Below are 13,076 nucleotides of genomic sequence, written 5' to 3' on the forward strand. Positions count from 1 at the left end.
TGTTAGGCGGAAACGACGAGTTCTTCTGGCTCTTCGGTGGGTTCATTCTCATGTGTTACCTCGTGCCGGTTGGTGAGGAAATAAACCGCCGTCATAATGGCGATGAAGGCCACACCCACAACGAGGGAAATGCGGTATTCCTCTTGCCAGACCATGATGCCGAAGGTCATGAGGATAAATGCGATGGACAGGTACTGACCATAGGGCCAGAAGGGAACTTTGTATTTGAGGTTCGCTACGTCTTGTGTGCTCATTCCGCGTCGGGAGTATAGGTGAGCCAGCAGAATCATGAGCCAGACAAACACGGTGGCAAAGGTAGCTAGCGAGGCGATGACCTCGAAGATATTTTCCGGCAGGAGGGCATTGAGGATAGTGCCAATGATCATGGTGGCGATGAGGATGATGGTGGTCATTACGGGTACGCCACGCACTACCTTGGACATGAACTTAGGGGCGTGCTTTTGGTGGGCAAGGCCGGTGATAACGCGTCCTGCACCGAAGAGGTCGGCGTTGATGGCCGATAAAGCGGCGGTGATGACCACGAAGTTGAGCAAACCTGCAGCCCAGGAAACGCCGAGGGTATTAAAGATTTGGACGAAGGGGGACTGCTCGCCGGTGATGTCGCGCCATGGGGTGATCATGAGAATGACGGCGATGGCAAGCACATAGAAAAGCAGGATGCGCATGGGCACCGTATTGATTGCTTTGGGTACGGATTTTTCTGGGTGCTGGGCGGCGCTGCCGGCCACACCGATGATTTCGGTGCCGCCAAAGGCAAAGAGAACGAGGATGAAAGAAGCGATCATGCCCGTGGGGCCGTTGGGGAAGAAGCCACCGTCGTTGACGAGGTTGACGGGGCCGGTGGTGTGGGCATCAGAAAGCCCAAAGGCTAATACCGCAAGGCCGCCGGCAATCATGGCGAGTACGGCGCCGACCTTGATGATGGTAAAGGCAAATTCTAGTTCACCGAAGGCCTTGACAGTGGCGAGGTTTGCGCCGCCCACGATGAGCAAGGTGGCTGCAACCCAAACCCACTGCGAGACGTCTGGGAACCAAAAGCGCATATAAACGCCGATGGCGGTGAGGTCCGCAAGCGCTACGATGACCATCTCAAAGGCGAACATCCAGCCGGTGATGTAGCCCGCCCATCCGCCCATGAACATGCGGGCGTAGCCGGCGAAGGAGCCGGTGATGGGGTGGCGCACGGCCATTTCACCTAGGGCGCGGAGCATGAAATACACCACCGCGCCGGCGAGGAGATAGACGACGAGGACAGAGGGGCCAGCGGCTTGGATGGCACCGGCTGAACCATAAAACAGTCCGGTGCCGATCGCGGATCCGAGGGCGATGAAGTGCAGGTGCCTGTGTTTAAGGCCGTGTTGGGACATGGCATCTCCTAGCGTATGAAAAGTTTTATGTAGTCTAAGTCTCTATTTGTCCCAGGTGTGTCGTGGAACATATTTATTTGTCTGGAATTTCAGACTTGGTGCCGTGTGCTGCACTGATAAGCGCCACAGTGGTGCTTAAAATTGCCCTCCGTGAGCACCAACAGAGTCCCAGCGGCGCGTCATGCGATGGAGATCCTCAGGCTTTTGTCCACCATCGACGTCCCTATATCCGCCGCCCGCATCCAAGGTGAGCTCAACCTGCCACGCTCGTCTACATACCACCTGCTGGCGGAGATGGTTGATGCTGGTTTTGTAGCCCATTTGCCGGAGCACAAGACGTATGGACTGGGCCTGGCGGCGTATTCCATGGCTTCGGCCTATGTAACGCAGCAGCCCTTGGTGCGCATGGCCACTCGGGATTTGGAACAGTGTGCGGCGCTGGTGGGTGGATCGGGGCACCTGTCACGTATGGCCGGCTCGGAAATCTTGTATTTGCAAGAGGTGCGTGCGGCGGGTGCTACCTCCTTGGTCACTGAGGTGGGTGTGCGCCTGCAGGCACATAAGACGGCGTCTGGGCGCGTGATGCTGGCGCATTTGCCTGAAGCGGAGGTGCGCGCCGCCTTTGATACCGCAGGAGGTAGCGGCTTTGCTGCATTGAAAAAGCGCTTGAGTTTGGTGGCTGCACGCGGGTGGGATCAAGAGATCGAAGAGATTACTCGCGGTCAGGCCTCTGTAGCGGCGCCCATCCTGGACCACTTGGACCGCCCTGCGGCGGCGGTGGCGGTGACGTATCCGGTAGGGACGCCGGATGTGAAGGTGGACGCCGCCATTCGGGCCTTGCTAGAGGTATCGGACAAGGTCGCGGCCAAAATGTACCGCAATCGCAAAAAGTGAGGTAGCATACATTCATCGCGTTAGGCTGTCGCGCGACACATCACAATTGTTGATCCCTTATTTAGAGGAGTATTTGCCATGCCTAACGCCTACCCAACCACCGTGACCGTAAACGTCGGCGCGCTGAGCATCGAGGATGTTGTTGCCGTTGCCCGCTATGGCGCGCAGGTGGAGATTGCGCCTGCAGCCCTAGAAGAGGTGGCTGCTACCCGCGAGCGCGTGGAAGAACTAGCACAAGATCCCACCCCGGTCTATGGCATTTCCACCGGCTTTGGCGCGCTTGCTCGCCGCCATATCCCAGAGGAGATGCGCGCCCAGCTGCAGCTTTCCCTGGTGCGTTCGCACGCTGCGGGTACCGGCCCGGAAGTGGAAGAAGAAGTCATCCGCGCACTGATGCTGCTGCGCCTGTCCACCTTGTGCACTGGCCGCACCGGCGTGCGCCCCGTAGTGGTGGAAACGTATGCCAAGGCCCTTAACGCCGGCATTGTGCCGGTGGTGCGCGAGTATGGCTCGCTGGGCTGCTCCGGCGATTTGGCGCCGCTTGCTCACTGTGCGCTGGCCCTGTTGGGCGAAGGTGAGGTGCGCGTGAACGGCAAGCTGCAGGATGCGGGCGAAGCCTTGGCCGCAGCTGGCATCGAGCCGCTGCAGCTGCGCGAGAAGGAAGGCCTAGCGCTTATCAACGGCACCGATGGCATGCTGGGACAGCTCTGCTTGGCCATCACTGACCTGCGCGCGGCCGCAAAGACCGCCGATATTGCCACCGCCATGACCGTGGAAGGCCTGCTGGGTACCCTCGTGGTCTTCGCGGATGACCTGCAGCAGCTGCGGCCGCATCCGGGCCAGGCCGATGCTGCGGCTAATATCCTCCAGGTGGCCGAAGGCTCTGAGATCTTGGAGGCCGCGCTGGAGGAGTTTAAGAAGAACCAAGTGCAGGATGCCTACTCCGTGCGCTGCGCCCCTCAGGTAGCTGGCGGATTCCGCGATACGTTGACCCACACCGCCCAGGTGGCCGAGCGCGAGCTGGCTGCCGCGGTGGACAACCCGGTGGTGACCAAGGATGGCCGCGTGGTCTCTAACGGCAACTTCCACGGCGCGCCGGTGGCCTATGCGCTTGACTTCCTGGCAATTGTCACCGCGGACTTGGCCTCCATTTCTGAGCGTCGCACCGACCGCTTCCTGGACCCGGCGCGCAACCGGGGGCTGAATGCCTTTCTTGCGGACGACCCCGGTGTTGACTCCGGCCACATGATCGCCCAGTACGCCCAAGCCGGCATCGTGAGCGAAATGAAGCGCCTTGCCAACCCATCTTCGGCCGATTCCATTCCTTCTTCGGCCATGCAGGAAGACCATGTGTCCATGGGATGGTCCGCCGCCCGCAAGCTACGCAAGGCCGTCGATGGCCTGCAGCGCGTGCTTGCCGTAGAAATCCTCACCGCCGCCCGCGCTATCGACATGCGCGAGGGCACCCCAGCCAAGGGAACCGGCGCGGTCATCGCCAAGCTGCGCGAGACCGTCAAGGGTCCAGGTGTGGACCGCTACCTGTCGCCGGAAATCGAGGAGACCGTGCGCCTGGTTAAGGAGGGCGCGCTTGTTGAAGCCGTTGAGAATGCTACTGGAAAGCTGCGTGATTAATATGGCGACCATTTCTTGGCACCCACAATCTGAGCCCAACCCCTTGCCGTTTTCCCCTTTTAAAGCCAGCACAGTGCCGCGCCCCATTGGCTGGCTTTCCAGCGTGGATGGTGAGGGCCGCGAAAACATCGCGCCCTATAGTCAGTGGCAAAACCTCACTTTCGATCCACCCATGGTGATGTTTTCGGCCAACCAATACCCGGAAGGTCGCCGCAAGGACACGGTGCTTAACGCGGAGGAAACCGGCTGGTTCGTGTGGAATATGGCCACCTATGATCTGCGCGAGGAAGTCAATAAATCCGCTCAGGTGCTTGACTATGGCGTCAGCGAGTGGGATCGCCTTTCCGTTACTAAGGAGTATGCGGACAATCACCGCATTCCCATGGTGAAAGAATCGCCGGTGAAGTTCGAGTGCCAGTACAAAACCACGCTGCGCGTGCCCGGTAATTCCAAGGTGGGCAGCATCGACCTCGTGGTGGCGGACGTGAAAACCATCCATATCGATGAATCTGTCATCGATGAGGAAGGCAAGCTCGACATCCTCAAGATCAAGCCCATCGCACGCATGGGCTACTTTGACTACACCGTGGTCACAGAAAAGTTCGAGATGCGCGTGCCCGGCTCCGACGACGCCGCACGCGCCGGGCTAGAGGGCAGCGCGTAGTGCATCGGCCATAGCCCGCTGACCCGCGTGGGTGGGGTGCATGGGAAAGGAATTAGTCTCCTGGCCCGTGAAATCCACCCACGGTGAAGGGGAGCAGGCGGTGTGGTCTAAGGCGGCGTCGGCAAGCACGTATATAGCCCCATTGCGCTGGGCGGCCTCGCGCACCGCCTGGTTGATGCGCTCGATGGAGCGTGCCAACCATTCCCGGTCACTGGCCGGGATTTTTTCTATGTAGGGGCAGGTCTCGCCGCGCTTAATTAGCGGAAGATAACCAGTAGCCAGGACTTTCGCGTCAGGGGAGCGGCGGTGGATCTCCTCGTAGACCTTGTCTAGCCGGCGGGGTAGATCGCGGATTTCCAGGTCTATCTGCGGGCCGGATTCCGTCTGGCAGATATCATCCGTGGCGCATTGGGTAAGGCGTACGAAGCTGGCGTCATTGCCGCCGATGGACAGGCTCACTAGGTCGGTGTCTTCCCGCAGGGCGTCGACCTGGGCGGGGTGTTCGCCGGCCGAGGAAAGCACATCGAGGGTGCTAGCGCCCTGGCAGGCTACGTTGGTGAGCTCCGCGTCCATTTCCTTGGCTGCAAGCTCGGGGTAGGAATCCTGCGCACGCACGCAGGTATTGGGCGGATCGAGCGGCAGCGTAGTGGATCCCATGGCCGCGTAGGAATCCCCCAGCGCGACATAGTGGGGTGGCTGTGGCTCCTCGGCGGGGGTGGAACAAGCGGCGAGGAGGGCCACGGAAAGGAAGGGGATGAACCGGCGCATGCAGGCCATCGTAGATCATCCCGCAGCTGTCTCATATACGAGACAGTTAGGGTTCATGTGGCATGGTACACAGAGCTAGGTCACAGTACTTTATGACATGTGACGCTGAACAAGTCCTCGGGGACAGCCCCGGGACACCGGCCTAGGGGACTTGGGAGGGCGTCGAAAAAGCACGAAGAAAGGAAGCCATGTCTCAACCACGCGAAGTACGCGCGCCGCGCGGAACCGAACTGTCCGCCAAGTCTTGGCAGACCGAAGCGCCCTTGCGCATGCTCATGAATAACCTCGACCCCGAGGTTGCCGAGCGCCCCGAGGACCTCGTGGTCTACGGCGGCACCGGTCGTGCAGCGCGCAGCTGGGAAGCCTTTGACGCCATCGTAGAATCCCTCAAGGACCTCGAATCCGATGAAACCCTGCTGGTGCAGTCCGGCAAGCCGGTGGGCATCTGGAAGACCAATGAGTGGGCACCGCGCGTGCTTATTGCTAACTCCAACCTGGTGGGAGACTGGGCTAACTGGGAGCACTTCCGCAAGCTCGAGGATGAAGGCCTGATGATGTACGGCCAGATGACGGCCGGCTCCTGGATCTACATCGCTACCCAGGGCATCCTGCAGGGTACCTTCGAGACCTTCGCAGCCGTGGCCAAGAAGCGCTTCAACGGCACCCTGGCCGGCACCTTCACCCTGACCGGCGGCTGCGGCGGCATGGGCGGCGCACAGCCGCTGTCCGTCACCCTTAACGGTGGCGCCTGCCTCATTGTCGACGTTGATGAAACCCGCCTGAAGCGCCGCCAGCATAAGCGCTACCTCGATGAGGTTGTCACCGACCTAGATGAAGCACTCAAGCTGGTTCTTGATGCTAAGGAAAACAAGAAGCCGCTCTCCGTAGGCCTGGTAGGCAACGCCGCCGAGGTATTCCCAGAGGTCCTGCGCCGCCAGCGCGCCGGGGAATTTACCGTCGACATCGTCACCGACCAGACCTCGGCCCACGATCCATTGTCTTACCTGCCCTCTGAAATCACCATGGAGGACTGGCATAACGAGGCCAAGGCAGACCCGACCACCTTTACCAAGAAGGCACGTGAGTCCATGGCGGCCCAGGTCCAGGCCATGGTCGAATTCCAGGATGAGGGTGCCGAGGTCTTTGACTATGGCAACTCCATTCGCGATGAGGCTCGCAAGGCCGGCTACCAGCGCGCTTTCGAATTCCCCGGCTTCGTCCCGGCTTATATCCGCCCACTCTTCTGCGAGGGCCTAGGCCCGTTCCGCTGGGCCGCCCTGTCCGGTGACCCAGAGGACATCAAGGTCACCGACCAAGCGCTCAAGGAGCTCTTCCCGGATAACGAGCACCTGCACAACTGGCTCGATGCCGCTGAGGAGTACGTCGAATTCGAGGGCCTGCCGGCACGCATTTGCTGGCTCGGCTATAACGAGCGCCACAAGGCCGGCCTGCTCTTCAATGACCTGGTGCGCGAGGGCAAGATCAAGGCTCCTATTGTCATCGGCCGCGACCACCTAGACTCCGGATCCGTGGCCTCCCCGTACCGTGAGACCGAAGCCATGCTCGATGGCACCGATGCCGTGGCCGACTGGCCGCTGCTCAACGCCATGACTGCAGTTTCTTCCGGTGCTACCTGGGTATCTTTGCACCACGGCGGCGGCGTGGGCATGGGCCGTTCCATCCACGCCGGTCAGGTTACCGTTGCAGACGGCACCGAGCTCGCCGCAGCCAAGTTGCGCGCGGTGCTCACCAATGACCCGGGCATGGGCGTTATCCGCCACGTCGATTCCGGCTACACTCGCGCAAAGGAAGTCGCCGATGAGCGCGGCGTCCGCATTCCGATGGAATTCAAGGCAAGGGACTAGATGAGCACACTTTTTACCGGCATTTCAGAACTCCGTACGGTCAGCGAGCGTGGCACGCTTAACGACGCCGCCCTGGTAGCCGAATCCGGCACCATCTCCTGGATTGGCCCGGCATCCGAAGCGCCGGCCGCCGATGAGAAGGTGGACCTGGGTGGCCGCGCCGTCCTGCCCGGCTGGGTCGATTCGCACACCCACATGGTCTTCGACGGTGACCGCTCCGCTGAGTTTGAGGCCCGCATCTCCGGCGGCTCCTATGAGGCTGGCGGCATTGCCGTAACCATGGACGCCACCCGCCAGGCCGGTACCGACCGCCTGGACAAGCTGGTGGCAGATCGCGTGGCCGCTGGCCGTCGCGGCGGCACCACCACCTTCGAGACCAAGACGGGCTACGGCCTCAACACCGAGTCCGAGGTAGAGGCCGCAAAGGTCGCGTCCCGCCACGTAGATGACGTGACGTTCCTTGGCGCCCACTTGGTGCCGCCAGGGGCAGACGCGGAAGACTACCTCGACGAAGTCGTTGGCCCGATGCTCGAGGGCGTCGCTCCCTATGTGCAGTGGATCGACGTCTTCTGCGAGCGCGGAGCCTTCAACGAGGAACAATCCCGGCGCGTACTGGAAGCCGGTAAGAAGCTAGGCCTTGGCCTGCGTGTGCATGGCAACCAGCTGGGCGAAGGCCCAGGCGTGGCCCTAGCCGTGGAGTTGGGTGCGGCCTCGGTAGACCACGTCAATCACTTGAGCGACGAGGACGTAGAACTGCTGGCTAATTCCGATACAGTGGCCACCATGCTGCCGGCTTGCGATCTGTCCACTCGCGAGCCGCTAGCCCCAGGCCGCAAGCTTCTCGACGCCGGCGCAACCCTCGCCATCGCCTCCAACCTCAACCCCGGCACGTCCTATACCTCCTCGATGAACTACTGCGTGACCACCGCGGTCCTCCAGCAGTACCTGTCCGTTGATGAGGCCATCCACGCGGCGACCACCGGTGGGGCTACCGCCCTGCGTCGCCACAACGTGGGCAATGGTCTCGACCCGCAGGGCCGACCCGCTAAGGGCACCATCGTGGAAGGCGCCGCCGCCGACCTGCACGTGCTCGACGCCCCCAGCGCCGTGCATTTGGCCTACCGCCCAGGCATGCCGCTGAGCTATCGCACCTTTATCGCCGGAGCCTAGCGCTCTTCTAGAAAGGTCGCCGCTATCTGATATAGCCGGCGGCCTTTTTCTTTTGTCATATGTAGCCACGCATCCTTCTTGCCGATAAAGACTGCGCGCGATCCATCCGGATCTTCCACCATAAAGAGGGTTTCTTCGTCTTGTGCACCGTGGACAGTCCACGACTCTGGGTCGTAGAGGCGACGAAAGCGCCCTAGCTCTATCTCTACGTCCCTGCGGGTGATAGCCGGTGGCCGGTAGGGGAGGTTGTCGGGCCCATAGTCCTTTCGCGGTCCTTTTCTTTCTCCGCGTTCAAAATCGCTATAGACCTCGCTCACTTGGGCACGCACCAGCCCATTTTTGTCCTCCGTGGATTCTATGCGCAGGCATAAAGGGTGCCGAGGCCGTGAAGTAAAGCAGGAGTATAGGTGGCCTATCTTAGGCTTATCGACGGCACTAAAGGTCACAAACTTGCCACGGGGTGCGAAATCAAACTCCACCGGAAAGTAGGTTGTGTTCTCGTTGTCCACCACGCTGCCGAGGCTAAGAAGCTTTGGGCGTGCGGCGTATTCCGTGCGGTGAAAGCGCACTGGATCTAGCTCCACCACATAAAATTCAAAATTATCCTCCACCCCGGTTATGCGAAAGACGGGGTTTAGATGAAAACGCCGGTCTGTAATGTGTACATACCCTCCGCTCTGTGGCCGAGGGCTGCGCCTAGTGGGATAGATCAGGCCCGTAGACAGCGAGGACAGATAAAGGTCTACCGGCGGGTCCAGTTCCGTGCTGAACCCTGGATAAGAACTTAGCTTGGCACGGATACGTGCTTGGTCGTCAAGGAATCGTGGGCGTGGATGACTCATAGGCTGCACAGTAGAAGACCGCCCCGACACCACACTTCGGTGTTTTCGAACTGCTTCGAACAGGGCAGGAAATCTGGGCTAGGAAAATCTAGGAGCTGCGCAATGGAGTTTATAGCCGCAATCGCGTAGGGTTGGTGAAGCAATGAGCATTACCGATAACGCCACCGGCGGCGTCAACGAGCCGGAAGATTTTAAAAAGTCGGAATCTCAGGACAACTCGCAAGGTGTCACCAAGGACACCAGGGCTGCGAATACTTCTGAGGACACCGGCGCTGAGTCTCAAGACTCGGCCAACGACAATTCCCAGGGGTTCGCGCATCTTGGCCTGCCAGAGAAGATTCTGGAAGCCGTTGCGAAAGTAGGCTTTACCAAGCCGTCCCCCATTCAAGAAGAAACCATCCCGATCTTGATGGAAGGCCGCGACGTAGTCGGCCTTGCCCAGACCGGTACCGGCAAAACCGCGGCCTTCGCGCTGCCGGTTCTGTCGCAAATTGATGCCAAGGCCCGTCACCCGCAGGCACTTGTGCTCGCGCCAACCCGTGAGCTGGCCCTGCAGGTGGCAGACTCCTTCCAGTCCTTCGCCGAATCTCTCAAGGGCGTCGAGGTACTGCCTATCTACGGCGGCCAGGCCTACGGCATTCAGCTGTCCGGGCTGCGTCGCGGTGCGCAGGTCATCGTGGGTACCCCAGGCCGCGTCATCGACCACTTGGAGAAGGGCTCGCTGGACCTGTCTCAGCTGCAGTTCCTTGTCCTTGATGAGGCCGATGAGATGCTGAACATGGGCTTCCAGGAAGACGTTGAGCGCATCTTGGAGGATACCCCGGACCGCAAGCAGGTGGCGCTTTTCTCGGCCACCATGCCGAACGCTATCCGTCGCCTGTCTAAGCGCTACCTCGACAACCCTGCCGAGGTCACGGTGAAGTCCGAGCGCCGCACCAATGACAACATCACGCAGCGCTTCCTTCTTATCCCGCATCGCGCGAAGATGGATGCCTTCACCCGCATCCTTGAGGTCATTAATTATGATGCCATCATCGTCTTTTGCCGCACGAAGCACGAGACCGAAGAGGTAGCCCAGACCTTGCGGGACCGCGGTTTTAGCGCCGCCGCCATCAACGGTGATATTGCGCAGGCGCAGCGCGAGCGTACCGTCGATCAGCTCAAGGATGGCCGTCTGGACATCCTCGTGGCTACCGATGTTGCCGCTCGTGGCCTCGACGTCGATCGCATCACCCACGTGGTTAACTTCGACATTCCTAACGACACCGAGTCCTACGTGCACCGCATCGGCCGCACCGGCCGTGCTGGCAGGTCCGGCGAGGCGATCCTATTCGTCACTCCTCGCGAGCGGCGCATGCTGCGATCCATTGAGCGCGTTACTAACGCCCGATTGGAAGAGATGGATCTGCCGTCTGTCGACGAGGTCAATGAAAAGCGCAAGGAAAAGTTCGCGCAGTCCATTAGCAACTCCATGGACAATAAGCAGGCGGACTTCTTCCGCTCCTTGGTGCGCAAGTACTCCGAGGACAACAACGCGGCCATGGACGACATCGCCGCAGCCCTCGCTGTCATGCTGCAAGGCGGCAAGAACTTCCTCATGGAGGATAAGCCGCTACCAAAGCCCAAGCGTGATCGCCGGGACGATCGTAAGCGCGACCGTGATTTCAAGGGCGGCGGCAAGGGCCGTGGACCGAAACGACCCGATGGGGATTTTGAGACGTACCGGTTGGACGTCGGCAAGCGGCAGAATGTGCGGCCTGGCGCTATCGTTGGCGCCATTGCCAACGAAGGTGGCTTGTCCGCTAAGGACTTCGGCCGCATCACCATCGCGGTAGGCCACACCTTGGTGGACCTGCCGAAGAATTTGGATCCAGATGTGCTCAAGCGCCTAAAAGATACGCGCATTTCCGGCCAGCTCATCAATATTCAAAAGGACACCGGCCGACCACCACGCCGTGATCACGGCGGTGGACGCAAGCGCGGCGGACGCTGGCGCGACTAAATTTTTCGACTCAATGGGCCTCTTCGGAGGCCCATTTTTTCGTGCCCTGTGACCAGCAGTTTTACTATAAACGGGGGTAGCGTGTCGGAGCGATTTTATATACTAAAAGCGCAAACATGTTCTAGGGAAACTTCTGCGGGGGAAGTCTATGAATGCGCCCTACTTTGCCAATACCAATTCACAAAATTCAACCTCACGAGCAGCTACAACCATACGCAAGGCCGAATACTTGTTATGGAGGCGCCTGCATCCAGATCCGGATGAGGATATCGAAATCATCAGCCAATCGTTGTCGGACCTTACTGGTACGCGGCAGTCTCGAATTAGAAATATTATCTTCGCCTTTGAGCGCTTAAAGGAGCTACCACACCTTCAAGCGCGGCAGGAAGAGCTCTACCACCTAGATTTAGACCTACTATCGACCAGACACTTTCCAAGCTAGGGGAGATTGACGCCGATAAACGGCTGCTTATCGACGCCGAATTAACCACCTACCTCACCCCCAAGCGCCCCAACCAAAAATTGCCGTCCCATCGCAACCTGCGGCGTAAGTTGCGGGAGCTTATTGTCCGCCTCGATCCCACTATCGCCGCGCGCGATCCACGTCGGAAGGAGTCCTATAATCTCGAGCCCACGGGAGGGGAGTGGGCCGCAGTATGCCTCGACGTGGGCCTAGAAACCGCCGAAATCATTGACCGAAATATCCGCAGCGTGGCTACGGAGAAGGACATTTCCTTGGCCCAAGCGGCAGTTGCTCTGCTCACCGGCAAGGCTGAAGCCAAGGCGAAGGTGGTGCTCAATATGTACCGCTGCGATCTTCCTGATGCGCCAGCCTTCGTTCAAAGTTTGGGTTGGGTCTCGCCAGAGGTTGCCGACGACATGCAAAAGCGGGCGACAACCGTCCGCGATATGGAAAAGGCAGCACAGGACGAAAGTGGAAACTACGTAACGCCGCCCCATATCCGTGCCTTTGTGGAAGGACTCGACGGAACCTGCCGATGGCCCGGCTGCACGCGGCCAGCAATGGCTTCCCAGATGGACCATCGACACGACTTTGCCGAAGGAGGGCCTACGGCGGCGGCCAATCTTGCGTGCCTATGCCAACATCACCACAACATCAAGACTGATGGGCGGGCCTTTTATATAAAGGATCCGATTAGTGGGGACATAGTCTGGCTTTTTGAGGATTCCACGTGGGTCTATGACGAAGCTAGCGGGCCACTCGCAGCGAAAAATCGGAGGTGGGCGCAGACGGTGGCGCAGGCGACACAGCGGCGTCGGCACAATGCGCACGAGGATGCACAGAGATTGAAAGAAGAGCTGGAAAACGAGAAACGGGACAGCGAAGAAACTGTCCCGGAAGAGTAGATGGCCTTCTAGAAGACCAATTAGAAGTGGACGTACATCAGGATTAGGCAGATGATCCATAGGAGGTTAAATACGCCACCGAACGCGGACAGTGGCTTCTTTGCCGCCGCGTAGTCAAAGGTTTCGTTTGACTCGAGGGAGGCCATTGCCTTCTTCTGCTTAGGGATGATGACGAAGAAGAGCAAGCACCACGCGACGATGGCAACCAAGATGGCGATGTGGAAGTTTACCTCGGACTTGTAGGCGCTGATATCGGAGAGAAATACGCCGAGCCCGAGGATAGGCACAATAGCGGAAATGTAGCCATAGGTATTGGTTATGTTATGCAGAACGCGGGCGGAGCCTAGTGCTGCGTGCTCACCTTGTGCTGCCTTTGCCATCTGCGTCTGGAAGCTGGAGGTAGATACGCAGACTGGACCGATTAAGAGAATAGCTGCAGCCACGTGGAGGAATACAAGGAAAGTAGTCATTGAAAGAACCCTT

11 protein-coding genes are annotated in these 13,076 nt (G+C 59.5%); 7 read left to right on the forward strand and 4 right to left on the reverse strand.

All coding sequences use genetic code 11. From position 1 onward, the window contains the following. Positions 1-2 precede the first annotated feature (2 nt). On the reverse strand, positions 3-1,388 hold the full coding sequence (locus tag QP990_RS05115) for an amino acid permease (RefSeq protein ID WP_284798591.1): 1,386 nt from the start codon (positions 1,386-1,388) through the stop codon (positions 3-5). Between the two features lie 186 nt (positions 1,389-1,574). Between QP990_RS05115 and QP990_RS05120 the strand changes: the two genes are divergently transcribed. The 3 genes from QP990_RS05120 to QP990_RS05130 all read left to right on the forward strand — a co-directional run bounded on the left by QP990_RS05120 (position 1,575) and on the right by QP990_RS05130 (position 4,578). Then, positions 1,575-2,282: an IclR family transcriptional regulator gene (locus QP990_RS05120; RefSeq protein ID WP_284798708.1), complete on the forward strand. Its 708-nt coding sequence runs from the start codon at positions 1,575-1,577 to the stop codon at positions 2,280-2,282. Positions 2,283-2,360: 78 nt separating this feature from the next. After that, on the forward strand, positions 2,361-3,914 hold the full coding sequence (gene hutH, locus QP990_RS05125) for a histidine ammonia-lyase (protein WP_284798593.1): 1,554 nt from the start codon (positions 2,361-2,363) through the stop codon (positions 3,912-3,914). Between the two features lie 73 nt (positions 3,915-3,987). Beyond that, a complete protein-coding gene (locus QP990_RS05130; protein WP_284798595.1) occupies positions 3,988-4,578 on the forward strand; it encodes a flavin reductase family protein in 591 nt (196 codons plus the stop codon). Here QP990_RS05130 and QP990_RS05135 read toward each other — a convergent pair. Further along, positions 4,561-5,346 carry an SGNH/GDSL hydrolase family protein gene (locus QP990_RS05135; RefSeq protein ID WP_284798597.1) on the reverse strand — a complete coding sequence of 262 codons (786 nt, stop codon included), beginning with the start codon at positions 5,344-5,346 and terminating at the stop codon, positions 4,561-4,563. The two genes, QP990_RS05130 and QP990_RS05135, sit on opposite strands and share 18 nt — an antisense overlap. Positions 5,347-5,534: 188 nt before the next feature. Between QP990_RS05135 and QP990_RS05140 the strand changes: the two genes are divergently transcribed. Together QP990_RS05140 and hutI are read left to right on the forward strand one after the other, a co-directional pair. Beyond that, positions 5,535-7,211: a urocanate hydratase gene (locus QP990_RS05140; RefSeq protein WP_086588060.1), complete on the forward strand. Its 1,677-nt coding sequence runs from the start codon at positions 5,535-5,537 to the stop codon at positions 7,209-7,211. Then, on the forward strand, positions 7,212-8,381 hold the full coding sequence (gene hutI / locus QP990_RS05145; RefSeq protein WP_023021800.1) for an imidazolonepropionase: 1,170 nt from the start codon (positions 7,212-7,214) through the stop codon (positions 8,379-8,381). Here hutI and QP990_RS05150 read toward each other — a convergent pair. Further along, positions 8,378-8,992, reverse strand: a complete 615-nt coding sequence (locus tag QP990_RS05150) for a hypothetical protein (RefSeq protein ID WP_200287728.1) — start codon at positions 8,990-8,992, stop codon at positions 8,378-8,380. The genes hutI and QP990_RS05150 overlap by 4 nt on opposite strands. Before the next feature lie 373 nt (positions 8,993-9,365). On the opposite strand from QP990_RS05150, the gene QP990_RS05155 reads away from it, so the two are divergent. Both QP990_RS05155 and QP990_RS05160 read left to right on the forward strand, forming a co-directional pair. Beyond that, the gene (locus QP990_RS05155) at positions 9,366-11,225 is read left to right on the forward strand and encodes a DEAD/DEAH box helicase (RefSeq protein WP_200287727.1); all 1,860 of its coding nucleotides are present in this window, start codon (positions 9,366-9,368) and stop codon (positions 11,223-11,225) included. Between the two features lie 552 nt (positions 11,226-11,777). After that, positions 11,778-12,593: an HNH endonuclease signature motif containing protein gene (locus tag QP990_RS05160; RefSeq protein WP_284798603.1), complete on the forward strand. Its 816-nt coding sequence runs from the start codon at positions 11,778-11,780 to the stop codon at positions 12,591-12,593. A gap of 20 nt (positions 12,594-12,613) precedes the next feature. On the opposite strand, the gene QP990_RS05165 is transcribed toward QP990_RS05160, so the two are convergent. After that, positions 12,614-13,063, reverse strand: a complete 450-nt coding sequence (locus tag QP990_RS05165; RefSeq protein ID WP_023021796.1) for a hypothetical protein — start codon at positions 13,061-13,063, stop codon at positions 12,614-12,616. Positions 13,064-13,076: the final 13 nt, after the last annotated feature.

The organism is Corynebacterium sp. MSK071 (assembly GCF_030232125.1).
GTDB classification, from domain to species: Bacteria; Actinomycetota; Actinomycetes; order Mycobacteriales; family Mycobacteriaceae; genus Corynebacterium; species Corynebacterium kefirresidentii.

Bases quoted from the DNA above. Each gene is read 5' to 3' on its own strand.
- QP990_RS05120 (WP_284798708.1), top strand. From the start codon at position 1,575: ATGGAGATCCTCAGGCTTTTGTCCACCATCGACGTCCCTATATCCGCC.
- QP990_RS05165 (WP_023021796.1), bottom strand. From the start codon at position 13,063: ATGACTACTTTCCTTGTATTCCTCCACGTGGCTGCAGCTATTCTCTTA.
- hutI (WP_023021800.1), top strand. From the start codon at position 7,212: ATGAGCACACTTTTTACCGGCATTTCAGAACTCCGTACGGTCAGCGAG.
- QP990_RS05135 (WP_284798597.1), bottom strand. From the start codon at position 5,346: ATGCGCCGGTTCATCCCCTTCCTTTCCGTGGCCCTCCTCGCCGCTTGT.
- QP990_RS05140 (WP_086588060.1), top strand. From the start codon at position 5,535: ATGTCTCAACCACGCGAAGTACGCGCGCCGCGCGGAACCGAACTGTCC.
- QP990_RS05155 (WP_200287727.1), top strand. From the start codon at position 9,366: ATGAGCATTACCGATAACGCCACCGGCGGCGTCAACGAGCCGGAAGAT.
- QP990_RS05115 (WP_284798591.1), bottom strand. From the start codon at position 1,388: ATGTCCCAACACGGCCTTAAACACAGGCACCTGCACTTCATCGCCCTC.
- hutH (WP_284798593.1), top strand. From the start codon at position 2,361: ATGCCTAACGCCTACCCAACCACCGTGACCGTAAACGTCGGCGCGCTG.